The organism is Pseudomonas sp. ABC1, assembly GCF_013395055.1.
Classification (GTDB): domain Bacteria; phylum Pseudomonadota; class Gammaproteobacteria; order Pseudomonadales; family Pseudomonadaceae; genus Stutzerimonas.
The window spans coordinates 849,129-872,261 of the sequence record NZ_CP058349.1 but is presented as its reverse complement, the minus strand read 5'-3'; the positions used below and the strand labels follow the sequence as shown (position 1 = coordinate 872,261).

The window sequence follows — 23,133 nt, the reverse complement described above, 5'->3', positions numbered from 1 at the left end:
GGGCTTCCTAGATGAGGTGGCGGCCGCCGTTGACGGCCAGGGTGGTTCCGGTGACGTAGGGCGTGTCCAGCAGGTAGCGCAGCGCCTGGTAGATCACCTGTGGGCCGGGCTCGATGCCCAGCGCCGACTTGGCCAGGGCCTTGCGTCGGTATTCGTCGTCGTCCGTCGGATTGAACTGGATCAGCGCCGGGGCGATGGCGTTGACCTTGATGGCGGGCGCCAGGCTGGCGGCGAAGGACAGGTTGAGGTTCTCCAGTCCGGCCTTGCTGGCGGCGTAGGCGATGTGTTTCTTGCTGCCTTTGCGGGTGACGTCGTCGCTGATGTGCACGATGTCCGCTGCGCCACCGTGCCGTAGCAGTTCGGCGCAATGCAGGTTGATCAGGTAGGGCGCCTGCATGTGCACCTGGAACATGCGCTGGAAGACATCGGCCTGCTGCCCGGTCTCGTCGCCGTGCCAGTCGGAGGCATTGTGGACGATGGCGCGCAGGTGGGTGGTCTGGGCCTTGAGCCGCTCGATGAAGGACAGGATGCCCTGGTTGTCGGCGAAGTCCGCCTGCAGGGTGATGGCGCCTCGCTGGCGCAGGGCGTCCAGTGCTTCGCGTTCCTGGCGGTAGCTGACGATGACTGGTTGCCCTTCGTCCAGCAGGCGCTGGGCGCAGTACAGGCCGATGCGTTGGCCGGCGCCAGTGATCAGGATAGGGGCCTTGTGGTCCATGGTGATCCGTCGGCAGAGGTTGAGTGGTGCCGCCCTGGCGGCGCGCCTCAGCTTACCAGATCGTCCGGCAACTCCGGCTGCAATTCGGGGTGCAGTTTCTGGTGTTGCGCGTAGAGGAAACTGCGCACCCGCTCGGCGTCCCGGCCTTCGGGAAACTCGACTTCGTAGGCTGTCATGCCATCTGCCAGCTCGCGGACACGCCGCGCGTTGATCTGCAGGAAGCCTTGGCCGGGGAGGGCCAGTTGCAGGTGGAAGTGCCGAGGGGCGCTGCGTCGGTTGCCAATGTCCACCAGAAGACTGTCGGGCGAGAGTTCGTGCACGCTCAGCGGGCTTTCTTCACCGTCTTCTTCGATTAACTGGAGGGGCTGGTCGAGTTGCAGGCGCCAGGTGCGCAGGGTGGGGCCGCGCTCGTAGATGGTTGGCGGTGCCAGTTGCAGATGCAGGCTGTGGAATTCGTCTTCGCTCAGTTGCAGCGGGAAGGACATGCAGAACTCGTCGAACTGGGCCTCGAAGGTCAGTTGGCTCTGGCTGGCAAGCTGCATCAGCAAGGCATTGGCCTTGCTGCCACCGTCGATATGAAAGCCGGCCCCTTCCTTGTGGGTGATATCGCTTGGGCTGCGCATCAGCTTGTGGATATAGCGCAGCTCGGCTTTTGTGAGAAGGTTCGTAGCCATCATGTGGAACTATCCTGGAAGACCGAGACACAGGATTGTGCTGCCGTGGCGAGTCGTTGCCCGGCACAAGGTGGGACCAGAGGCGTGACCATAAGTTTGTTGCGATGTTCCGAGTATCCGACCAGCGGCGTAGGTCTTGCGCTATTTTGCCGTGGCTGCCAATCCCTATTTCGCCGGGCAGCTTGAACGATGTGGTTCTAGGGCATAATGCCGCGCTCGTATTCAGTACTCGGATTTAGTAACGGAGCCGCTTAATGAGAGTCGCCATTCTTTCCGGGACCGTCTATGGCACTGCCGAAGACGTTGCCTGCCATGCCGCCAGCCTGCTTGCCAGCGCCGGTTTCGAGACCTGGCACGACCCGCGTGCAACGCTGGAGCAGGTACTGGCCTTCGAGCCGCAGGCATTGTTGGTGGTGACGTCCACCACGGGCATGGGGGAGCTGCCGGACACCTTTGTCGGGTTGTACAGCGCGATTCGCGATCGTTTTCCGGCCTGGAGTGGCCTGCCTGGCGGTGTCATCGCCCTGGGCGACAGCAGCTATGGCGACACCTTCTGCGGCGGCGGCGAGTTGATCCGCGAGCTGTACCAGGAACTGGGCGTACGTGAGATTCAGCCGATGCTGCGTCTCGACGGTAGCGAGACGGTCGACCAGGAAACCGATTCGCAGCCCTGGATCGCCGATTTCGCCAACGCTCTGCGCGCCTGACCAGACAGCCAGAGGCTTACCACCGGACCGGTGCGATGAGAGAGAAATGAGCAAGGACGAGGAGCGGTTACTGGCCGAAGTGCAGGACGACTTCGGCTCGATTCGTGTGCTGGAGGTCGGTGACTACCGTTTTCTCGAGTTCGGCGAGTGCATCGAGCAGAGTTGTGTCTTTACCCGCGACCCAAGCTGGCTGGAGTACGACTACACCCGCGCCATGCTCATGGGGGCGCTGGCGCATGAGGCTCCGGAAACCGCGCTGTTCCTGGGCCTTGGTGGCGGTACGCTGACCCAGGCCTGCCTGAAGTTCCTGCCGCTGGACGATGTGGAAGTCATCGAACTGCGCCCGGCCGTGCCTGAGCTGGCCATGCGCTACATGGGGCTGGAGGATGACGAGCGTCTGTATATCCGCATCGGCGATGCGCTGGAACTGCTTGATTCGGCTGAAAGCGCCGACCTGATCTTCGTCGACCTTTATACCGACACCGGGCCTTCCGCCGCGCACCTGGCCTGGTCATTCCTCAAGCGTTGCCAGGAAAAACTCAATCCGGGTGGCTGGCTGGTGATCAACCAGTGGGGCACCGATGCGGATCAGCCGCTGGGTGCCGCATTGCTGCGTGGCCTGTTCCATCGGCATTACTGGGAGTGCCCGGTGAAGGAGGGCAATGTGGTGTTGCTGATTCCCGCCGACCTGGAGCAAACCCTCGACCTGCAAGGGCTGCGTGAGCGCTCGGCATTCCTGGCACCTCAGTTGGGGTATTCGCTGGAGCCGCTGATTGCGGCTCTGCGTGCACCAACCTGAGGCAATTCGGGCAAGCGTGCGCCATTGTGGGGAGTTGCGCGTACGGCGTTTCCACTGCGCGGTTCAGCCTCTTTTCGTTCTTTTCCCGTCCAGCGCGCCATGGCATGGCGTGTTGTCAGCTTGATGACAATGCGTGCATTGGCATTTCGCTTTGGCCCTCCGATTCGCTGGTCCGTTAATTGCTTTTTGCCAGTATCCCTGAATGAGCATAAGGAATCAGAGCGTGGATACGGCAAAGATGCATCTGTCTGCCCAGGAGCGTCATTGGTTACCGTTGTTCGGCAAGACCGGGAAAATGGCGATGCGCTGGTCCTGCTGGCTCAACCGTGACATCCAGCCCGCCATCGGACAGGCTTTCGAGGGTATCTCGCAGAGTCGCGTGCGTTTGTTGCAGGGATGGGCGACGGCCCATTGGGAGCACCTGGCCGAGCTTGCCGAGGGGCTGGGCAGCGATGCACTGCTGGTGGAAAGCCGCCTGCTCGATGAAAAGCGCGTGCAGATGCCTGACTTCTCCGAACTGTTCGTCATCGATCCAGCGGGTCGGGTCGGTGCCTCCAGCCATGCCGGGCATGTCGGACGGCAACAGCAGGACATCCGCGCCCTGCAGCAGGGGCTGCGCGCACCTTTCCTGCATGGGCCCTACAGCGACCCGCTGACACTGTCCCTCGGTGCTTCCACGTCCAGTTTCCACGATGCGGTCACACTGATGTTCTACCAGCCGCTACCCAATGGCCAGGGCTGCCTGTGCGGTCGGGTACCCAACGATGTGCTGGGCGACCTGATCCAGCGCGAGGCGGGGCATATCTACCCCGAGTCCGGCGATAACTACCTCTTCATGGTCGACTCACGCTTCGATCCGTCGATCCAGCCGGGTACCGCGCTGTCGCGTTCGCGTTTCGAAGACTCCACTTTCAGCCTGGGCGATAACCTCAAGGACGGTATTCCCACTCGCTGGGGGCAGGTGCGTGTGCGTCACCACACCGAACTGGAACTGCGCTTCACCGACCCGGCCACCGGGCAGTTGCACCCCGGTGTGCGGGAAACCATCGCCAGGGGTTCCAATCTTTACGTGGCCTACCCGGGCTACTCGGATTACCGGCACATCCCGGTGGTCGGCAAGGGCACCACGTTCCAGTTGCAGGGCTCGCCCGACCGCTGGGGAATGATGTGCGAGGGTGATCTTGAGGAGGTCTTTCGTCGGCGTTCGCTGAGCTTCGGCATGATGAAGACCTACCTGGCGACAGTGATCAGCCTGTTGCTGCTGAGTACGCTGTTGCAGGCCTACAGCGGGTTGCCCGAGCCCATCCTGTATGGCCTGGATGTGCTGCTGCTGGTGCTTGGCGCCTGGATTTTCTCCGCGTTCGGGCCAAAGCGGCTGGCGCGACGGATGCAGGCGATGAGTGATGTGGTGAGGACCCTGGCCGAAGGCGAGGGCGACCTGTGTCAGCGCCTGACGGTCGAAGCGCGGCGGCGCGACGAGGTGGTCGATCTCGGACGCTGGCTCAACAGCTTCATCGACAGCCTGGACACCGTGGTCGGACGGGTGATCCAGGTGTCGCGGCATGTGCGCCAGGATAACGAACTGATGCTGGAGCGCAGCCGCGAGGCGGGCGATGCCACGCGCGAGGTCGGCGATTCGATCCACCGCCTGCTGTTGCTGGTCGAGCAGCAGTTGGGCGAGATCCAGCAGGCTGGCGCCACCGCCGAGGAGATGAAATTGGCCATGGAGCGGGTGGTCGAACACGCCCGTGAGCGTTTCGAGACGGTGCGCGAGAGTACCGAGTCGATCCGCAATGTGGTCGAGCGCTCGGCCGGCAGCGTGCAACTGCTCGACAGCCGCATGGGCGAGATCGGCAACATCGTGCGCCTGATTACCGACATCACCACCCAGACCAACCTGCTGGCGTTGAACGCGGCGATCGAGGCGGCGCGTGCAGGCGAGCACGGGCGTGGTTTCGCCGTGGTGGCGGGCGAGGTGCGCTCACTGGCCGAACGCACCGCCCATGCGGCCAAGGATATCCGTGACATGGTCGAGAGTCTGCAAAGCGAGACGCGTCAGGCAGTGTCCCTGATGGAGGGCGGCGTGGCCGATGTCGATGGCAGCCTGCGCCTGAGCGAGCAGGCGTCCTCGGAGAACCATGAACTGCACCAGGCGGTGGCGCGCATGTTCAGTGCCATCCAGCAACTCAACGAACGCAGCCTGCAATACGGGCAGACCGTCGGCGGTGTGGAAGTGGTGTCGGGGGAAATGGGGTCGACGCTGCAGGTGTTGCAGGGCAGTGCCGAGCGCGTGCGGCACACGGTCGGCAAGCTGCATTCGCTGGTCGGACGCTTTCGTGTCAGTGCGGGTGAGCGCAAGGCTGCCTGAGTCCGGTTATGCAAAATACGAGCACAACCGGTGAAAATTCCGGTATAGTGCGCGCCGGCTGAAATCCAGCCGGCGTTCAGGTACTGCAACAAAAACGAAGCGCGTGCTTCGGCTGCTGTCCGTCCGACGGACTATCCTTGACGATTCATCATCCATACGTTTTCGCAAACCCGCCGACCAGGCTGCCAGGGTGACCCACAAGGTCTTGCATGGCATGCGCAGCTTCGGAGCATGGGTCTTTGCGGAGCATCAGAGACAAGACCCATGACCCAGGAAATCGGCGGCTTTGCCGCACTCGGCCTTCATTCCGCTGTTCTGGCCGCCATCTCGGCTGTCGGCTACGAAGAGCCTTCCCCCATCCAGAGCCAGGCGATCCCGGTGATCCTCGGTGGCCACGACATGATCGGCCAGGCCCAGACCGGTACCGGCAAGACCGCCGCCTTCGCGCTGCCGCTGCTGTCGAAGATCGACCCGGCACGCCGTGAGCCGCAGGTGTTGGTGCTGGCACCGACCCGCGAGCTGGCGCTGCAGGTTGCCACGGCTTTCGAAGTCTATTCCAAGCAGATGCCAGGCGTTGGCGTCGTCGCCGTCTACGGTGGCGCTCCGATGGGGCCGCAGCTCAAGGCCATCCGCCAGGGTGCGCAGATCATCGTCGCCACGCCGGGCCGTCTGGTCGACCACCTGAGCCGCAATGCCGGCCTGCTGTCGACCATCGGTTTCCTGGTGCTCGACGAAGCCGACGAAATGCTCAAGCTGGGCTTCATGGACGATCTGGAAGTGATCTTCGAAGCCATGCCGGAAAGCCGCCAGAGCGTACTGTTTTCGGCCACGTTGCCGCATTCGATCCGCGCCATCGCCGAGAAGCACCTGCGCGAGCCACAGCACGTCAAGATCGCCGCCAAGACCCAGACCGTCGCCCGTATCGAGCAGGCGCACCTGATGGTGCATGCCGACCAGAAGATCCCGGCTGTCCTGCGTCTGCTGGAAGTCGAGGATTTCGACGCGCTGATCGCGTTCGTGCGCACCAAGCAGGCCACCCTCGACCTGGCCAGCGCTCTTGAAGCCAAAGGCTACAAGGCGGCGGCACTGAACGGCGACATCGCCCAGAACCAGCGTGAGCGCGTCATCGACTCGCTGAAGGACGGTCGCCTGGACATCGTGGTTGCCACCGACGTTGCCGCACGCGGCCTCGACGTGGCGCGTATCACCCACGTCTTCAACGTCGACATGCCTTACGATCCTGAATCCTACGTTCACCGCATCGGCCGTACCGGTCGTGCCGGTCGCGAAGGCCGTGCGCTGCTGCTGGTCACTCCGCGTGAGCGCCGCATGCTGCAGGTGATCGAGCGTGTGACCGGGCAAAAGGTGGCCGAAGCCCGTCTGCCCAATGCCCAGCAGGTGCTGGAAGCGCGCATTCGCAAGTTGACCAACAGCCTGGCGCCGCTGGTGGCCGAGGCCGAGGCGAGCCATGGCGAACTGCTCGACAAGCTGGTTGCCGAGATCGAGTGCAGCCCGCGCGCCCTGGCTGCCGCGCTGCTGCGCAAGGTCACCAATGGCCAGCCGCTGACCCTGGCCGAAGTGGAGAAGGAGCAGCCGCTGGTGCCGAGCAGCGCACCGCGTGAGCGCTCTGAGCGTCCCGAGCGCAGTGGTGATCGCGAGCGCCGCGCGCCGGTTCCCCTGGCCGAAGGCCGTGCGCGTTGCCGCACGCCGTTGGGCGCGCGTGACGGCATTGCCGCACGCAACCTGCTGGGTGCGATCCTCAATGAAGGTGGCCTGGCCCGCGAAGCGATCGGTCGCATCCAGGTGCGTGACAGCTTCAGCCTGGTGGAATTGCCCGAGGACGGTCTCGAGCGTCTGCTGACCAAGCTCAAGGACACCCGCGTTGCCGGCAAGCAGTTGAAGCTGCGCCGTTACCGCGAGGACTGAGGGGCTCTCTGTCTCCTGCGCCGTCACGCTGCATGCCTCCATGTTTCGTGACGGTGCCGCGATGCCGGTAGGGTGCGCTGTGCGCACCTGATCAGCACGGCTCTACGGATAGGGCCACTCCTTGAGCAGGCCACGAAAGACCGTGTCGATGATCACCGGCGCATCCACCACCGGGTCGAACAGGCTCGGGTCGCGTGTCCAGTCGGTCATCAGGCCGACGATCAGGGCGTGTATCGAAATCACGGCTTGACGTGGCGTAATGCCAGGGCGCAAGTAGGCTTCGGCGCGCTGCACCACCTGTTCGCTGAGCCTGATGAATTCGCTGATGAAGGCGTTGTGGCGTTCTTCCGCCTCGCGCAATTCCTCGGTGAATTCGCAGCGGTGCAGCAGGATGGTGAATATCCTGCATTTCTGCGGGTTCATCCCGATCGATTGCATGACCTCGATACACATGTCGCGCAAGGCCGTCAGCGGCTGGTGCGGATCGCAGTCCTGCATCCGCTCGGCCAGTTGCTCCGGTGGCAGGCGCACCTGATTGAGCATTTCGTTGACCAGATGCGCCTTGTTCTGGAAGTGCCAGTAGACTGCGCCTCGGGTCACGCCTGCGTCGCGGGCGATCTGGTCGAGACTGGTGTGGGCCACGCCTTTGTCGAGGAACAGTCGTTCGGCGGCTTCCAGGATGGCGATGCGGGTCTTCTCGGCTTCTTCTTTGGTTCTGCGCATGATCGGGTCGTTCTGCAAGTGGCGCCGGTTGGCATGGATGTCCGGCTATTTACAATCGGTGGTGTATGTAACAGCATCTGCCGGTCTTGTAAATCTCTCGCTCGCTGGCGCTTGCCGCTACGCGTCCAGCTTTCTTCTGCCCACGAGTGTCTTATGGTTTTTCGGATTCTCCTGATCCTGGGGGCCTTGAGTGCCTTTGGCCCCATGGCCGTCGATTTCTACCTGCCGGCCTTTCCGGCCCTGGCGCAAGGTTTCGCCACCGACATCGAGCATGTGCAACTGACCCTGGCGGTCTATTTCATCGGCCTGGCTGTCGGGCAGTTGCTCTATGGGCCGCTGGCGGACCGCTATGGGCGACGCGGGCCGCTGCTGGCCGGTATCACGCTGTTTACCCTGGCATCCTTTGCCTGTGCCTTCGCACCTACTCTGCAGTGGCTGATCGCGGCGCGTTTTGTCCAGGCACTTGGCGGTTGTGCGGGGATGGTGATATCGCGGGCAGTGGTGCGTGACCTCTGCGACCCGATTACCTCGGCGCGGGTCTTCTCGCAGCTCATGCTGGTCATGGGGCTGGCGCCGATCCTGGCGCCGCTGGGGGGCGGTCTGCTGCTGAATCTCTCGGGTTGGCCGGCGATTTTCTTCGTGCTGGGGCTGTTCGGTGCCGTCTGCCTGCTGGCGGTGAAGCTGTGGCTTCCGGAGACCCTGGATACACAGCAGCCCGTGGCGCCATTGCGCGGTGCGCTGGGCGAGTACCGGCGTCTGTTCCGTGACCTGCCTTTCATCGGCCACGCATTGACGGGCGGGCTGGCGATTGCCGGCATGTTCGCCTATATCGCCGGTTCGCCGTTCGTCTTCATCGAACTCTATGGTGTGCCGAGCGAGCACTACGGCTGGCTGTTCGGCCTCAACGCGCTGGGCTTCATTCTGTTCGCCCAGGTCAATGCCTGGCTGGTGGCACGCCGTGGGCCGGGCTACTGGGCCAGGCGGATCGTCTGGTTCTATTGCTTCTGTGGTTGCGTGCTGCTGGGCGTCGCCCTGGCACGACCAGAGCACCTGTGGCCGTTGTTGCTGCCTTTGTTCGGTGGCATGGGCTGCCTGGGGATTCTTCTGCCCAATACCTCTGCTTGCGCGATGGCTGGTCAGGGGCGCCATGCCGGCAGTGCTTCGGCACTGCTCGGCAGCCTGCAATTCGCCATCGCTGCCTGCGCCGCGAGCACAGTCGGTTTACTGCACGATGGCAGTGCGCTGCCGATGGCGCTGGTGATCTGGGGTTGCAGCCTGCTGGCACTCGGTATGTCGCGCTTGACGCTGCTGGCCGAGCGTCGAGCCGGGCATCCGTTGAGTTGATATGAGGCCGGGGGCTCGCCCACCGGCCTCATATTGGCGCGCTGTACAAACAGTGCCTGCGCATTGGCGATGCTGCAGTGAAAGCAGGCCCGGAATGCGCATTTACGGCACCTGAACTCCACTTTTGCCTGTCTTGCCTTGCTTGTGCGTGCAGCCCCTAGAGCTGGTAGCGCAGGGTCATGGCGACATTGCGCGGATCGCCGAAGGCGTTGGTGAAGTTGAGGTTGGAAATGGACTGGTAGTAGGTCTTGTCCAGGGCATTGTTGAGGTTCAACTGCAGGTCCAGGTTGCTGTTGATGCGGTAGTTGCCATGCAGGTTGAGCAAGGTATAGGCGCCCTGGCGGATCACCTGGCCTCGGTCCTCGCTGGTCATTCGGCTCTGGTGGTAGAGGCTGCCGCCGATGCGTACGGCGTCCAGTGCACCCGGCAGTCGATAGTCCGTGGAGAGTTTCAGCAAGCGTTTGGCGCGGCCATTGTAGTCGTCGCCATTGTTAGGGCCCGCGACGAATTGCGGGTCGTTGTAGGTGTAGCCCAGCGTGGCGTTCCAGCCCTGGGCCAGGCTGCCGGACAATTCGGCTTCGAAGCCCCGGTTCCGCACTTTCTCTCCGGCCCGGTAGCAGGTTTCGCTCGCTGTGACACCGCAGATATTGAGCCCGGCGATGGCCACCGGCAGGTGACTCTGGTCGACCTGGAACAGCGCCAGCGAGGTGTTCAGGCGGCCCTCGAAGAATTCGCTTTTCATGCCGATTTCATAGTTCTCGCCGGTGACTGCGTCGAGCAGGCTGCCACCCACGCCATAGGCACTTTGCGGACGGTAGATTTCCGTGTAGCTGGCGTACAGCGAATGCCGGGCATCGAGGTCGTAGACCAGACCGGCATAGGGAATGGCCTTGCCGTTCTCGCGTGCGCGGCTTTCGGCACCGCCTCGGTTGCCTTCATAGTCGAACCAGCTCAGGCGGCTGCCGAGTATCAGGCTGAGTGAGTCGTTCAGGGAGATGCGGGTGGCCGCCGACACGCCCTTCTCCTTGCGTACGTCGGTCACGTCGGAGGCGAAGAATGTCGTGGGCAATGTGTTCGGAAAGGGGAAGGTGCCGGGGTTGGTGACGTCGACCGATACCGGGTAGTTGCTCGCCTGGTTGCGCACGTTCCATTTGAAGGTGTCCTTGCGTGTGCTGGCCGACAGCATCAACTGGTGCTCCCTGCCCAGCCATTCGAAGGGACCGCTGCCATACAGGTCGAAGTTGCTCTGGCGGTCTTTGTAGGTGGTCTGGTTGATGCGCATGGGGAATATGTCGTCGCTGCTGCGCAGGAACCAGAACAGCGACCGCAGGTCCGCATCGGCGGCAACACGATTGAAGGCGGCGGTCAGTTTCCAGCCGTTGTCCAGGCTGTGGGTGATGTCGCCGAACAGGCTGTAGTTGGTCTTGTCCAGGTAGCCCCAGTCCGCTGCCAGCGAGGTCGAGCGGGAGAAATCGTAGAAGCTGCCATCGGCCCGTGTCGGCAGTCCCATGAAGCTGTAGCCGTTGGTGTTGTCCTTTTGTGCTGTGCCGCCGAGGGTCAGTACGGTGCGCTCGCCGAGGTCGAGCTCGCCGATCAGGTAGAGCAACTGGTTGTCCCGGGCCAGCTCGTCACGGAAGCTGCCGGAGGTGTTGTAGAAGGTCACTGCGCGGCCTCTGAGATTGCCGCCCTGGGTGAGTGGGCCGGAAACGTCCAGTTGCGTGCGGTAGTTGTCCCAGGAGCCTGCACCCAGTTCAGCGCCTACCTGGAGATCACGGGTCGGTCGCTTGCGGATCAGGTTGATGGCCGCCGATGGATTACCTGCCCCTTGCAGCAGGCCATTGGCGCCACGGACGAACTCCACACGGTCATAGATGGCCATGTTGTTGATCGACAGGGCGTCCATCGAGTAAGCGTTGCCGATGTAGGCGGGCATGCCGTCGAACTGCACTTCGGAGATCTCGAAGCCCCGGGCGTAGTAATAGGAGCGCTCCGTACCGTTCTTGCTGTAGCTGATGCCGGTGGCGCTCTGCGCCACGTCGTCCAGCGATTGCATGTTTTCGTCGTCCATCTTCTGGCGCGTGACCACGGTGATCGACTGGGGTGTCTCGCGCAGCGTCAGGCCAAGGCGGGCTGCGGTGTTGCTGGGGCCGGTGGCGGTGTAGCTGGAGCTGCCCTGGGTGGTACCTGTGGCATTCAGGCCGATTCCGCTGATACTGGTGGCGCCCAACTCCAGAGCCGAATCGTCCGCGTCTCGCTGGCTCAGCGTGTAGCTGCCATTGGCTTGCCGCATGGCTTGCAGGCCGCTCCCCTGTAGCAGGTAGAGCAGTGCCTGCGGAACGCCGTAGTCACCTTCCAGCCCGGCGCTATGCCTGCCTTGTGCCAGGCTGCTGGCACCGACCAGCAGGATGCCGGCCTGGCTGGAGAATTGAGTCAGTACCTGGCTCAAGGGGCCGGCGGGAATACTGTAGTGGCGGGTGGCCTGTTGCTGTGCGTTATCGGCCAAGGCCAGGGGGTGCCAGGCGGCCAAGGACAGTGCGCCGAAGTGCATGGCCAGGGCCATGGGGCGCAGGCCGAAGCCGAAGGCGGGGGAGCGGCGGGACATGGAAGTTCCTCTGTTGGTCAGTGTGAGAACCTGTCCACGATCTGCTACGCGTCGGCCCAGCTGCGTTAAAACAGGCTCGGCAAGCCGCTTGCGGCTAACGCACTTCAGTGCGGCCCCAAAGGGGCGAGCAAGGCGAGTCATACTCATTTACAATTCGTAAACTCCGCTTCCTCGCCTGTTTGATTCGCTAGCGCTCACCCTTCGGGCCAGCCTACGGCTGTTACTCCCGTTGGTTGTTGCGCCTTGCAGTGCTCTAGCTCGCGAGATCGTGAACAGGTTCTAAGAGGAAATGCGCTGGCGCTTCTCGAAGGCGCCATGGCGTTTCCCTACTGACTGAATCAAGCGAGAGGCGAAAAAGCGGAACCATCCTGGCGTAAAAAATTGCGCACCCGTATCAGTCTTCTCCGGCGACCGGTTGCAGGCTGCTCCACCAGGGCAACGGTTGGTGCAGGCGCAGGGGCAGGGCATCGACCAGCATGGCCAGGGCGGTGCGGCTGTCGTTCAGCGGGAAGCTGCCGAACACGCGCAAACCGGCGACCTCGTCGGCGACGCCAAGGTAGCCGTTGTGGAAAGGCCGTAGCTGCTCGATGACTTCGCGCAGGGGGATGTCACGAGCGACCAGCAGGCCCTGCGTCCACAGCTCGCGGGCGGGATCGGCCGGAGCGTTGTCGCCTGGGCCTCGGCTGTCGAAAAGCACTTGTCGTCCTGCTGGAATAACGGCCTTGGACGAGCCATCGAGTGGGCGGACTTCGACCGCTCCCTGGTAGACGCAAAGCCGCGTGTAATGGCCTTCCCGGCGTACGCTGAAGCGAGTGCCGAGGGCGCGTAGCCGGCCTTGGGGCGTGTCCACGACGAACGGGCGTAGTGGGTCGCTGGCCGTGTCGATGAGTATTTCGCCCCGCAGCAGGCGCAGGCGCCGCAGGTCGTGGCGCAGCTCCTGGTCGAAGGCGCTGGCGCTGTTCAGCCAGACCTGGCTGCCATCGGCCAGGCGCAGGCTGCGTATTTCCCCATTGCCGCTGCGCTGGTCGGCTCCCCAGCCTTGTGCGAAATCCGGCCAGTCGTCACGGTGCCAGCCCGCCAGACCAAGGGTGCCGACCCCGGTCAGGACGATGATCCCGCCGAGCACGCGGCGGCGACTGACGACCCGCTCGTTGGCGCGCCAGAGCGCATTGGCTGTATGCCGAGGGTCCGTGATGGCCTGCAATGGCTGAAAGCGTTGGCTGATGGCCTCGACATAGCTCCAGGCCTGGCGGTGTTCCGCACTGCGGGCCAGCCAGGCTTGCCAGTCGGCGTGCTGGTTTGCATCCGCCTGGCCAGCACGCAGCAATGCATACCATTCGGCTGCTTGTTCCATGGCCTGGCTGGAGGGCTCTTGATGGTGGTCCCGAGGTGTGTTCAAAACGGTTCCCGGTTGATCTCATCCAGGGTCTGGCGGGCATGCAGGCGCATGCAGGCAAGCATGGCCTGGGCGATGTACTTGCGCACCATGCGATCGGAAACACCGAGGGCTTGTGCGACCTCCCGGTCGGTCATCTGGCAGGCTTCTGCCAGCAGGAATGCACGTGCCGCCTTGGGGGGCAGGTCGAGCAGCATCCGGCCGATTTCATGCAGTGCTTCGATCACCATGGCCTGGCGTTCGGCAGAGGGGGCGAAGGCTTCGGGGCGTGCTGCCAGGGTGTCCAGCCAGGCCTGTTCGATCTCGCGTCGATGCCAGAGGTTGATGCACATGCCCTTGGCCATGCAGCGCAGGTAGGCGCGAGCTTCCAGTGGTGTGGAAAACCCCCGGGGTGCGGGTTTGCAGAGCAGGCGCAGAAAGGCGTCCTGAGCCAGGTCGGCGGCGTCGGCGGTGTTGCCAAGGCGCCTCAGCAGCCAGCCTTGCAGCCAGGCGTGGTGGTCGCCGTAGAGGGTTTCGACACTGGATTGCAAGGGGACTTCCGGAGCCTTTACGGGCTGGGCGAGATGATTGATGGCAAGTCGAATCAATTGCGTCTGATTCTCAGCCGTGAATCATAGGGGGCGGATAGTGCCTTTGCAATGTCGTGTCGCGGAGGGCGGAACGAGTGTGTTCGTGCAGCAGGAGGGCTGGATTCGACGGGTACTGCGGAGTGTTCCCACGGCAGGGTGTGGGCGAGACTGCCTGCCCGTGGATACGGTGCCGCGTTGCAGGCAGGTGGCGGGTCAGGCTTTTGCGGGGGCGACGAGGCGTTCGATGGTGGGCGCCAGGCGGCGTTTCAGTTCCGCTTCGATCTGTGGTGCAAATTCGTCGATGACATCCTGCAGGATCGACTGGGCGGCGGTACGCAACTCGTGATCGAGATGACGCTCCGCAAGGTCGCGGAAAGCCGTGCGTGCCGATGACGGTCGCGTTTCCTGTGGTGCGACATCCGGCTGGCTGTCATTCGCGGCGAGGGATGCCGCTGGGGTATCCAGGGGGCTTTCCACTGTGTGGGTGAGCAGTGGCGGCTCGATATGTTCGCCAAGCAGGGCGCGGATGGATTCCAAATCGTCGAGCAGGGCAGGAGCGGGGGAGGTCTTCGTGTGCATATGGGTTTTCAGTGTACTGCCGTCCATCAGAGGTCGAGTCGTTGTGGAGCATAGCCCCGTTGGCGGTAATGGCGGAAATTCTCGCGACAGCAGGCCAGCAGTTCGGGTTGCTGGTTGACGATCTCTATCACGCGACTGAACTGGTCGACATGGGGCGAGAGGGTCGTGCCGAGGTTGATCAACAGGCCCTGGGGATGCTCGGGTGTCTGTTCAAGCCCGATGGCGACCGGTGTCCGTGGGTTGTCCTGATGCAGGTCGTGGGGGATGAAGCGCTCGCTGCGAAAGCGCCACAGCAGGTCGTCCAGCGTCTCGCACTGCTGTTCGTCCTGGCAGCGGATAAAGACCGGCATGTCATGCTGCCAGCCTTTCAGCGCCAGTTTGCAGGCCGCGTGCAAACGGCCTGCCGGATCACTGTCCGGCAGTACGTAGAAGTCGATGCGGGTCATCTGCGCGACCTGCCAAGGCCTGTCGGCATGCTCAGCCCGCCCGGTCCAGCAGGTACTGGGTCAGCAGTGGAACCGGACGGCCGGTGGCACCCTTGTCCTTGCCGCCACTGATCCAGGCTGTCCCGGCGATGTCCAGGTGCGCCCAGGACAGGTTCTTGGTGAAGCGCGAGAGGAAGCAGGCGGCGGTGATGGTGCCGGCCTTCGGGCCGCCGATGTTGGCGATGTCGGCGAAGGGGCTGTCGAGTTGCTCCTGGTACTCGTCGAACAGTGGCAGTTGCCAGGCGCGGTCATAGGCCTGGTTGCCGGCTTGCAGCAGTTGCTGCACCAACTCGTCGTCGTTGCCCAGCAGGCCCGAGGTGTTGCTGCCCAGGGCGACGATGCAGGCGCCGGTCAGGGTGGCGATGTCGATCACCGCGCGCGGCTTGAAGCGTTCGGTGTAGGTCAGTGCGTCGCACAGCACCAGGCGCCCTTCGGCGTCGGTGTTGAGGATTTCGATGGTCTGGCCACTCATGCTGGTGACGATGTCGCCGGGGCGGGTGGCGCCGCCGCTAGGCATGTTCTCGGCACAGGCCAGCACGCCCACCACATTGATCGGCAGTTGCAGTTCGAGGATGGCGCGGAAGGTGCCGAAGACGCTGGCGGCGCCGCCCATGTCGTACTTCATTTCGTCCATGTTCAGCCCTGGCTTGAGGCTGATGCCGCCGGTGTCGAAGGTGATGCCCTTGCCGACCAGTGCGTAGGGGCGCTCGTTCTTCTTGCCGCCGTTGTACTGCAGGACGATCAGGCGCGGCGGTTGCTCGCTGCCCTGGGCCACGGCGAGGAAGGAGCCGGCACCGAGCTTGGCCAGTTTCTTCTCGTCGAGGATCTCGACCTTGAGGCTCTTGTACGCTTCGGCCAGTGCCTGCGCCTGCTCGGCCAGGTAGACCGGGTTGCAGACGTTGGGCGGCAGGTTGCCGAGGTCGCGGGTCAGTGCCATGCCGTTGGCGATCGCCTGGCCATGCTGGGCGGCGCGCTTCAGTTGAGCCTGGGCGTCACGTTCGCCGAGCAGGGTGATTCTCTTCAGGCTGCGGGCAGGGGCCTTGCTGCTCTTGAAGCGGTCGAAGACGTACTGGCCGTCCGCGAGGATCTCCACCACCTGGCGGGCGCTGGCATAGGCGTCCAGGCCGCTGACCTGTACATCCTGGAAGGCCAGTACGGCATCGGCGCCATTGAGGTTCTTCAGTGCGCCGACCAGGGCCGAGGCGATCTTGCGCCACTGGCGGATGTTGCGTTCGCTATCCTGGCCAGTGCCCAGCAGCAGTACGCGGTCGGCCTTGAGGCCGGCAAGGCCTTGCAACAGCAGGGTCTGGCCGGCCTTGCCGGTCAGGTCGCCACGGGCGAGGGCCGCCTTGAGGGCGCCGTTGGCGAGGCTGTCGATTTCCTGTGCGGTATTGCCTAGCACGCCACCTTCGGCGACGGGCAGGACCAGAATGTCGGTTTTCAGGGTTGTGGCTTTGGCGCTTTTGACGACGAATTCCATTGGCTGATGTGTCCCTGGTCGATTGGCTGCCGACGGGCGGGTCCGGTTCATTGCCGGGGCCGTGAGTCGGGCGGTGTGGCGGTATCCTACCGCTGCCGAGGGCCGATGCCCAGCCGCAGAGCGCCGGAAGCCATGAACGCAAACGCCCCGAACGAGTCGGGGCGTTTGTTTTCAGCTCATGACACCCTGGAGGGTGTCATGTCGTCCGGGTTATCAGACTTCGACGACCTGGATCTTGGCCTTCTCCGCGGACTCGCGGAACTCGGCGATCTGGTCGAAGGACAGGTAGCGATAGATGTCGGCAGCCATGCTGTCGATGTTCTTCGCGTATTCCATGTACTCCTCGACGGTCGGCAGCTTGCCGATGATCGAAGCGACGGCGGCCAGCTCGGCGGAAGCCAGGAACACGTTGGTCGCGTCACCCAGGCGGTTCGGGAAGTTACGGGTCGAGGTGGAGACCACGGTGGAGCCGGTCTGTACGCGAGCCTGGTTACCCATGCACAGCGAGCAGCCTGGCATTTCCATGCGCGCGCCAGCCTTGCCGTAGATGCCGTAGTAGCCTTCTTCGGTCAGCTGGTGGGCGTCCATCTTGGTTGGCGGAGCCAGCCACAGACGGGTCGGAATACCGCCCTTGACCTTCTCCAGCAGCTTGCCGGCAGCGCGGAAGTGGCCGATGTTGGTCATGCAGGAGCCGATGAAGACTTCGTCGATCTTCTGGCCCTGGACACTGGACAGCAGGCGGGCATCGTCCGGGTCGTTCGGCGCGCAGAGCACAGGCTCCTTGACGTCGGCCAGGTCGATCTCGATGACGGCGGCGTATTCGGCGTCCGCATCACCTTCCAGCAGTTGCGGGTTGGCGATCCAGGCTTCCATGGCGCGTGCACGACGCTCCAGGGTACGCGGGTCACCGTAGCCTTCGCTGATCATCCAGCGCAGCAGGGTGATGTTGGATTGCAGGTACTCGGCGATGGCTTTTTCCGGCAGCTTGATGGTGCAACCAGCAGCGGAGCGCTCGGCCGAGGCGTCGGACAGTTCGAAGGCTTGCTCGACGGTCAGGTCGTTGAGGCCTTCGATCTCCAGGACGCGACCGGAGAAGATGTTCTTCTTGCCTTTCTTCTCGACGGTCAGCAGGCCCTGCTGGATCGCGTAGTAGGGGATCGCATGGACCAGGTCGCGCAAGGTGATGCCGGGGTTCAGCTTGCCCTTGAAGCGAACCAGTACCGACTCCGGCATGTCCAGCGGCATGACGCCGGTGGCGGCGGCGAAGGCGACCAGGCCCGAACCGGCCGGGAAGGAGATGCCGATCGGGAAGCGGGTGTGGGAGTCACCACCGGTACCGACGGTGTCCGGCAGCAGCATGCGGTTCAGCCAGCTGTGGATGATGCCGTCGCCCGGACGCAGGGACACGCCGCCGCGGGTCATGATGAAGTCCGGCAGGGTGTGGTGGGTGTTGACGTCGATCGGCTTCGGATAGGCCGCGGTGTGGCAGAAGGACTGCATCACCAGGTCAGCGGAGAAGCCCAGGCACGCCAGGTCTTTCAGCTCGTCGCGGGTCATCGGGCCAGTGGTGTCCTGGGAACCGACGGTGGTCATCTTCGGCTCGCAGTAGGTGCCGGGACGTACGCCCTGGCCTTCCGGCAGACCGCAGGCGCGACCGACCATCTTCTGCGCCAGGCTGAAGCCCTTGCCGCTGTCGGCGGGGGCAACCGGCTTCTTGAACAGATCGGTTGGGCCGAGGCCCAGTTCGGCGCGGGCTTTCTCGGTCAGGCCACGGCCGACGATCAGCGGGATACGGCCGCCAGCGCGGACTTCGTCCAGCAGGACGTCGGTTTTCAACTCGAAGCTGGTGACCAGTTCGTCGCTGCCATGACGGCGTACTTCGCCTTTGTACGGGTAGACGTCGATGGCGTCGCCCATGGCCAGGTCGGTGCAGTCGAATTCGATCGGCAGGGCGCCGGCGTCTTCCATGGTGTTGTAGAAGATCGGGGCGATCTTGGTGCCGAAGCAGAAGCCGCCGCCGCGCTTGTTCGGTACGTTCGGGATGTCGTCGCCGAAGAACCACAGTACGGAGTTGGTGGCGGATTTACGCGAAGAACCGGTACCGACCACGTCACCGACGTAGGCGACAGGGAAGCCTTTGGCTTTCAGCGCTTCCATCTGCTTCAGCGGACCGACCGAGCCAGGTACTTCCGGCTCGATGCCGTCGCGGGCCATCTTCAGCATGGCCAGGGCGTGCAGCGGGATGTCCGGGCGCGACCAGGCATCAGGTGCTGGCGACAGGTCATCGGTGTTGGTTTCGCCGGTCACCTTGAACACGGTCAGGGTGATTTTCTCGGCAACGGCCGGACGGTTCTGGAACCATTCGCCCTCGGCCCAGGATTGCAGTACGCCCTTGGCGACCGCGTTACCGGCCTTGGCGCGCTCTGCGACATCGTGGAACGCGTCGAACATCAGCAGGGTGTGCTTCAATTGCTCGCCTGCGACTTCGGCCAGTTCGGCGTTGTCCAGCAGTTCGACCAGGGTGGCGATGTTGTAGCCGCCCTGCATGGTGCCGAGCAGTTCGACAGCGTGCTTCTTGTCGATCAGCGGGGAGGTCGCTTCGCCCTTGGCGATGGCGGACAGGAGGCCGGCCTTGACGTAGGCGGCTTCGTCCACGCCTGGCGGCACGCGGTTGGTGAGCAGGTCGAGCAGGAAGGCTTCTTCGCCCGCTGGAGGATTCTTCAGCAGCTCGACCAGGCCTGCGGTTTGTTCGGCGTTCAGCGGCTGGGGCACGATACCCTGAGCGGCACGCTCTTCTACGTGTTTGCGATAGGCTTCAAGCACAGTTTTTACCCTCATCATTGGTCCCATGGTGTAACGGGACGCTCATCCGGAAGCTGCTTTCAAAGTTTTACGCCGGGTCGATGAGAGCGGGTGGCGGAGGAGGGAGCGCGCACCCGGCTCTGGACCGGTTCAACTGTGCCGTGACGCTTTGAAAACAGCTTCGCAAGGATAGTGGTGCCGAAAACGGCGTGCCGATTCTACTGGATCGGGACCATAAAGTTAAGCCGCAACGCGCTCGGCCAGGCTTTGTACCGTCTGTCGGGAATCGCTGCCTGGGCTGCGCGGCACCTGGCTTGCACTACTTTCGACAGGCGTCGGGTGACCCTGCTAGGACAAAAGTCTAAGATGCCGTCATCGCTCATTTCGGCCATTTGCTCCCCATGTCTTCCTCGCGTATCAAAACCCCTTGTGTCGGTCTCTGCTCTACGGTCTATGGCGATCAGGTCTGCCGCGGCTGCAAGCGTTTCCATCATGAGGTGGTGAACTGGAACGGCTACGACGAGGAGCAGAAGCGTTCGGTCTGTCGCCGGCTGGAGGTGCTGCTGGTGCAGGTGATGATGGCCAAGCTGGAAGTGTTCGACAGCGCCCTGCTGCGCAGCCAGCTGGAAAGCCGCAGCGTACGTTTCGTGCCGGAGCAGTCGCCTTATTGCTGGGCTTATCAGTTGATTGCCCGTGGTGCGCGACTGATCCAGCAGACCGAGGCCTACGGCGTGGCCCTTTTGCCCGAGTTCCGAGGCTGGGAATTGCCTCGCCTGCGCGATGCCATCGACCGGGAGTTCTTCCTGCTGTCGGAGGCGCATTATGAGCGCTATATCGCACCGGGTTTCCTCCGCGAAGTGTTGGCCGGGCGCTAAGCGGAGCGCCCGGCGCGGGCCTCAGCGCTGGGCGACCAGTTCTTCCAGGTGCTCGATGATGTCGTCGGGCTTCAGCACCAGCACGTCGCTTTCCAGCGCATCCAGCACCACTTCGGCGGTATTGCCCATCAGTACGCCGGAGAAACCGGTGCGCGCCACGGTGCCGAGTACCGTGACCACGGCCTGCAATCGATTGCAGGTGTAGGGAATAAGGGCGTCGGCCGGGCCTTCCTCGATATGCAGGTGGTCGTCCTCGATGTCGAATTCGCTCTGGAACTGCTGGCAGGCGGCGCGGTAGCGCGCCTCGATGGTTTCCTTCAATTGGAAGGCCGGGTCGGCGGCGGCCAGCATCGCCGACGGGTGCGCGCTGATCACGTGCAACTGGCCGCCTGCCAGTGCAGCGATGTCGTAGCCATGGTCGACGATGCTGCTGTGCAGGGTGCGGTGTTCGTTGTCGGCATTGCCGACGTCCACCGCCGCGAGGATATTGCCACCGGTCCAGGGGCGGTCGGTCTTGACCATCAGCACCGGGCAGGGGCAATAGCGCAGCAGCTTCCAGTCATCGGGAGTGAGCAGGGCGCGTTTGAGGATGTTGTCCGGGACGTGTTGCTTGACCACCAGCCCGCAGCCTTCCGCCTGCTGGGCGTTGATGATGGTCTGGTGCACGCTGCCGTCCCAGGCCTGCTGGGTCGAGACGCTATGGCCTTCCTGCTCCAGGCTTTCGCGCAATGTGTCCAGGTAGGCGGCCTGTTCCGGGCGGGTGTCGCACAGCAGTAGATGCAGGTGCGACTGGCTGACACTGGAAATCAGATGGGCTCGCTTGAGTGCGAGGGCTTCCGGCAGGGTAGGGTCGACTACCACGAGGATGCAGCGAATGGCTTGCATGATCGGCTCCGTTTCCAGGTTGGGTGTATCCACTATAGGCAACTGCGAGGCGGTTTGGATGATACAGGTCAGTCCGATGCTGTTTTGCGGGCTCGCCGTCTGGCCTGGCGGCGCAGATCGCGTCAGGCGATTTTTGTCCGTGCGCCTCCCAAGGCTCTCCGTATAATGCCGCCCCCTGACGTTTCCGAGGACGGTTGCCGTGTTGCCTGAAATCCATGAGTTCCTGGGGTGCCGTACGCCCGATGCCTGGGTGCGGGCGGCGCTGGCCGAGCAGGATGTGATGCTGATCGATCACAAGAACTGCGAGTTCAAGGCGGCCTCCACGGCCCTGAGCCTGATCGCCCGCTATAACCAGCACCTCGACCTGGTGAACTATATGTCACGCCTGGCGCGGGAAGAGTTGGTTCACCACGAACAGGTCCTGCGCCTGATGAAGCGGCGCAAGATCGCCATGCGACCGATTTCGGCCAGCCGCTATGCCTCGGGCCTGCGCAAGGTCGTGCGCAACCATGAGCCCTGCAAACTGGTGGATACCCTGGTGGTCGGTGCCTTTATCGAGGCGCGCTCCTGCGAGCGTTTCGAGGCGCTGGTACCGCATCTGGACGAAGAACTGGGCAAGTTCTACTTCGGGCTGTTGCAGTCCGAGGCGCGGCATTTCCAGAACTACCTGCGCTTCGCCTATCAGTATGGCGAGGCCGACGATGTCGAGCAGGTGATCGAGCGTGTCCGTGCAGCGGAGCGTGAGCTGATCGAAAGCCCGGACAGCGAGTTCCGCTTCCACAGTGGCGTGCCGGTGCTCACGGGCGAGCAGCCCGTTTCCGTCGAAATACCGGCTTGATGCCCTGAAGCCGTTCAGGAGTCGAGCGGGAAAGACGCCTGTTGCAAGCCGTGTTCGTCCACCTGCAGGGCCCAGCCGCTACGGTCCCAGTCTCCGAGAACGATGCGTCGGGCGCTTTGGCCGCCGACCTGCAAGGTATGGTCGGCGGGGCGATGGGTATGGCCGTGGACCAGGGTGCGGACGCGGTGGCGACTCATCAGGCGCACCACTTCCTGAGGCGTGACGTCGACGATGTCGCTGGCTTTCATGCGGGTCTGCTCCCTGCTTTTGGCGCGCAGTTTGCGCCCCAGTTTCTGCCGTGTGCGCAGCGGCAGGTTGCGCAGGATCAACAGGCTCAGCGGGTTGCGCAGCCAGCGGCGCAGGCGCATATAGGCCAGGTCGCGGGTGCAGAGTGCGTCGCCATGGCTCAGCAGGACCGGTTCGCCCGCCAGTTCGACCAGGCAGGGATCGGGCAGCAGGCGACAACCCGCCTCGCGGCAGAATGCCTTGCCGATCAGGAAGTCCCGGTTGCCGTGCATCAGGAATACCTGGGTGCCGCGTTGCGCGAGTGCGCGTAGCTGGCTGGCGATGTAGTGATGGAACTCACTCATGGCGTCGTCGCCGATCCAGGCCTCGAAGAAGTCGCCGAGGATGTAGAGCGCTGAAGCCTGGCTGGCCCGATGCTCCAGAAATCGGACGAACGCCCGGGTGATGTCCGGGCGTTCTTCTTCCAGGTGCAGATCGGAGATCAGCAGGATCATTCGATGATTTCGGCTTTCTCGATGATCACGTCTTCGACCGGAACGTCCTGGTGGCCGGACTTCATGGTGGTCGGCACGTTCTTGATGCTCTCCAGTACTTCCAGGCCTTCGGTCACTTCACCGAATACGGCATAGCCCCAGCCCTGGGTGGTGGGGGCGCTGTGGTCGAGGAAGTCGTTGTCCTTGACGTTGATGAAGAACTGCGCAGAGGCGGAGTGCGGGTCCATGGTACGGGCCATGGCGAGGGTGCCGGTCTTGTTGGAGAGGCCGTTGTTGGCTTCGTTCTTGATTGGCGCGCGGGTGGTTTTCTGCTTCATGCCCGGCTCGAAACCGCCGCCCTGGATCATGAAGTTGCCGATTACGCGGTGGAAGATAGTGCCGTCGTAGTGGCCGCTCTTCACGTATTCCTTGAAGTTGGCCACGGTTTCCGGGGCCTTGTCGGCGAACAGCTTGATGGTGATGTCGCCGTGGTTGGTGTGCAGTTTGATCATCTGGGGGTCCGTAGTCTGTGGGGCCTGCCGTCGCCCGTGTGCGAGACTGTGGGGCGCCGGCCTGTCGTTTGCTCTGTCAGGGGGTTGACGGGTTCGCTATCATAAGCCCTTTATTCTGACCGGCCTACCTTGAAC

The 23,133-nt window shown here is 63.4% G+C and carries 20 protein-coding genes; 7 read left to right on the top strand and 13 right to left on the bottom strand.

All coding sequences use genetic code 11. The features are described 5' to 3' along the window. Positions 1–7: 7 nt before the first annotated feature. Positions 8–715, bottom strand: coding sequence for a dihydromonapterin reductase (gene folM, locus HW090_RS03765; protein WP_179112221.1), 708 nt, complete (start codon positions 713–715; stop codon positions 8–10). A 47-nt stretch (positions 716–762) separates the two neighbouring features. Then, a complete protein-coding gene (locus tag HW090_RS03760; RefSeq protein WP_179112220.1) occupies positions 763–1,392 on the bottom strand; it encodes a PilZ domain-containing protein in 630 nt (209 codons plus the stop codon). 251 nt (positions 1,393–1,643) lie between these two features. Between HW090_RS03760 and HW090_RS03755 the strand changes: the two genes are divergently transcribed. From HW090_RS03755 to HW090_RS03740, 4 genes are all read left to right on the top strand, one after another. Beyond that, positions 1,644–2,096 (top strand): flavodoxin, encoded by a 453-nt coding sequence (locus HW090_RS03755; protein ID WP_179112219.1) that lies wholly within the window; start codon positions 1,644–1,646, stop codon positions 2,094–2,096. A gap of 46 nt (positions 2,097–2,142) precedes the next feature. Continuing rightward, positions 2,143–2,895, top strand: a complete 753-nt coding sequence (locus HW090_RS03750; RefSeq protein ID WP_179112218.1) for a spermidine synthase — start codon at positions 2,143–2,145, stop codon at positions 2,893–2,895. Positions 2,896–3,097: 202 nt separating this feature from the next. Next, entirely contained in the window at positions 3,098–5,263 is a 2,166-nt protein-coding gene (locus HW090_RS03745; protein ID WP_373416362.1) for a methyl-accepting chemotaxis protein, read from the top strand. A 231-nt stretch (positions 5,264–5,494) separates the two neighbouring features. Then, complete coding sequence (locus HW090_RS03740) at positions 5,495–7,189, top strand: DEAD/DEAH box helicase (protein ID WP_179112216.1); 1,695 nt, start codon at positions 5,495–5,497, stop codon at positions 7,187–7,189. A 102-nt stretch (positions 7,190–7,291) separates the two neighbouring features. Here the strand turns inward: HW090_RS03740 and HW090_RS03735 are convergent, their stop codons facing one another. Next, a complete protein-coding gene (locus tag HW090_RS03735; protein ID WP_179112215.1) occupies positions 7,292–7,912 on the bottom strand; it encodes a TetR family transcriptional regulator in 621 nt (206 codons plus the stop codon). A 153-nt stretch (positions 7,913–8,065) separates the two neighbouring features. Between HW090_RS03735 and HW090_RS03730 the strand changes: the two genes are divergently transcribed. After that, on the top strand, positions 8,066–9,256 hold the full coding sequence (locus tag HW090_RS03730) for a multidrug effflux MFS transporter (protein WP_179112214.1): 1,191 nt from the start codon (positions 8,066–8,068) through the stop codon (positions 9,254–9,256). 157 nt (positions 9,257–9,413) lie between these two features. Here the strand turns inward: HW090_RS03730 and HW090_RS03725 are convergent, their stop codons facing one another. The 7 genes from HW090_RS03725 to acnB all read right to left on the bottom strand — a co-directional run bounded on the left by HW090_RS03725 (position 9,414) and on the right by acnB (position 19,190). Then, entirely contained in the window at positions 9,414–11,858 is a 2,445-nt protein-coding gene (locus HW090_RS03725; protein ID WP_256930738.1) for a TonB-dependent receptor, read from the bottom strand. Between the two features lie 394 nt (positions 11,859–12,252). Continuing rightward, complete coding sequence (locus HW090_RS03720) at positions 12,253–13,257, bottom strand: FecR domain-containing protein (RefSeq protein WP_256930737.1); 1,005 nt, start codon at positions 13,255–13,257, stop codon at positions 12,253–12,255. Further along, positions 13,254–13,784 carry a sigma-70 family RNA polymerase sigma factor gene (locus HW090_RS03715; protein ID WP_218673561.1) on the bottom strand — a complete coding sequence of 177 codons (531 nt, stop codon included), beginning with the start codon at positions 13,782–13,784 and terminating at the stop codon, positions 13,254–13,256. Before HW090_RS03715 ends, HW090_RS03720 begins: the two co-directional genes overlap by 4 nt. A 252-nt stretch (positions 13,785–14,036) precedes the next feature. Continuing rightward, entirely contained in the window at positions 14,037–14,402 is a 366-nt protein-coding gene (locus tag HW090_RS03710) for a DNA polymerase III subunit chi (RefSeq protein ID WP_179112213.1), read from the bottom strand. A gap of 26 nt (positions 14,403–14,428) precedes the next feature. Continuing rightward, on the bottom strand, positions 14,429–14,848 hold the full coding sequence (locus HW090_RS03705; RefSeq protein ID WP_179112212.1) for a DNA polymerase III subunit chi: 420 nt from the start codon (positions 14,846–14,848) through the stop codon (positions 14,429–14,431). Positions 14,849–14,879: 31 nt separating this feature from the next. After that, positions 14,880–16,367, bottom strand: a complete 1,488-nt coding sequence (locus tag HW090_RS03700) for a leucyl aminopeptidase (protein ID WP_179112211.1) — start codon at positions 16,365–16,367, stop codon at positions 14,880–14,882. A gap of 213 nt (positions 16,368–16,580) precedes the next feature. Beyond that, on the bottom strand, positions 16,581–19,190 hold the full coding sequence (acnB, locus tag HW090_RS03695; protein ID WP_179114815.1) for a bifunctional aconitate hydratase 2/2-methylisocitrate dehydratase: 2,610 nt from the start codon (positions 19,188–19,190) through the stop codon (positions 16,581–16,583). A 380-nt stretch (positions 19,191–19,570) separates the two neighbouring features. Here acnB and HW090_RS03690 point away from each other — a divergent pair, with 380 nt between their 5' ends. Continuing rightward, positions 19,571–20,044, top strand: coding sequence for a DUF1289 domain-containing protein (locus HW090_RS03690; RefSeq protein ID WP_179112210.1), 474 nt, complete (start codon positions 19,571–19,573; stop codon positions 20,042–20,044). Positions 20,045–20,065: 21 nt separating this feature from the next. Here the strand turns inward: HW090_RS03690 and HW090_RS03685 are convergent, their stop codons facing one another. Then, the gene (locus HW090_RS03685; RefSeq protein WP_179112209.1) at positions 20,066–20,929 is read right to left on the bottom strand and encodes a universal stress protein; all 864 of its coding nucleotides are present in this window, start codon (positions 20,927–20,929) and stop codon (positions 20,066–20,068) included. A 199-nt stretch (positions 20,930–21,128) separates the two neighbouring features. Between HW090_RS03685 and HW090_RS03680 the strand changes: the two genes are divergently transcribed. Next, positions 21,129–21,767: a tRNA-(ms[2]io[6]A)-hydroxylase gene (locus tag HW090_RS03680; RefSeq protein WP_179112208.1), complete on the top strand. Its 639-nt coding sequence runs from the start codon at positions 21,129–21,131 to the stop codon at positions 21,765–21,767. A 14-nt stretch (positions 21,768–21,781) separates the two neighbouring features. Here HW090_RS03680 and lpxH read toward each other — a convergent pair whose 3' ends face one another. After that, on the bottom strand, positions 21,782–22,507 hold the full coding sequence (gene lpxH, locus HW090_RS03675; RefSeq protein ID WP_179112207.1) for a UDP-2,3-diacylglucosamine diphosphatase: 726 nt from the start codon (positions 22,505–22,507) through the stop codon (positions 21,782–21,784). Continuing rightward, positions 22,504–22,998, bottom strand: coding sequence for a peptidylprolyl isomerase (locus HW090_RS03670; protein ID WP_179112206.1), 495 nt, complete (start codon positions 22,996–22,998; stop codon positions 22,504–22,506). The genes lpxH and HW090_RS03670 overlap by 4 nt, the downstream gene beginning before the upstream one ends. Positions 22,999–23,133: the final 135 nt, after the last annotated feature.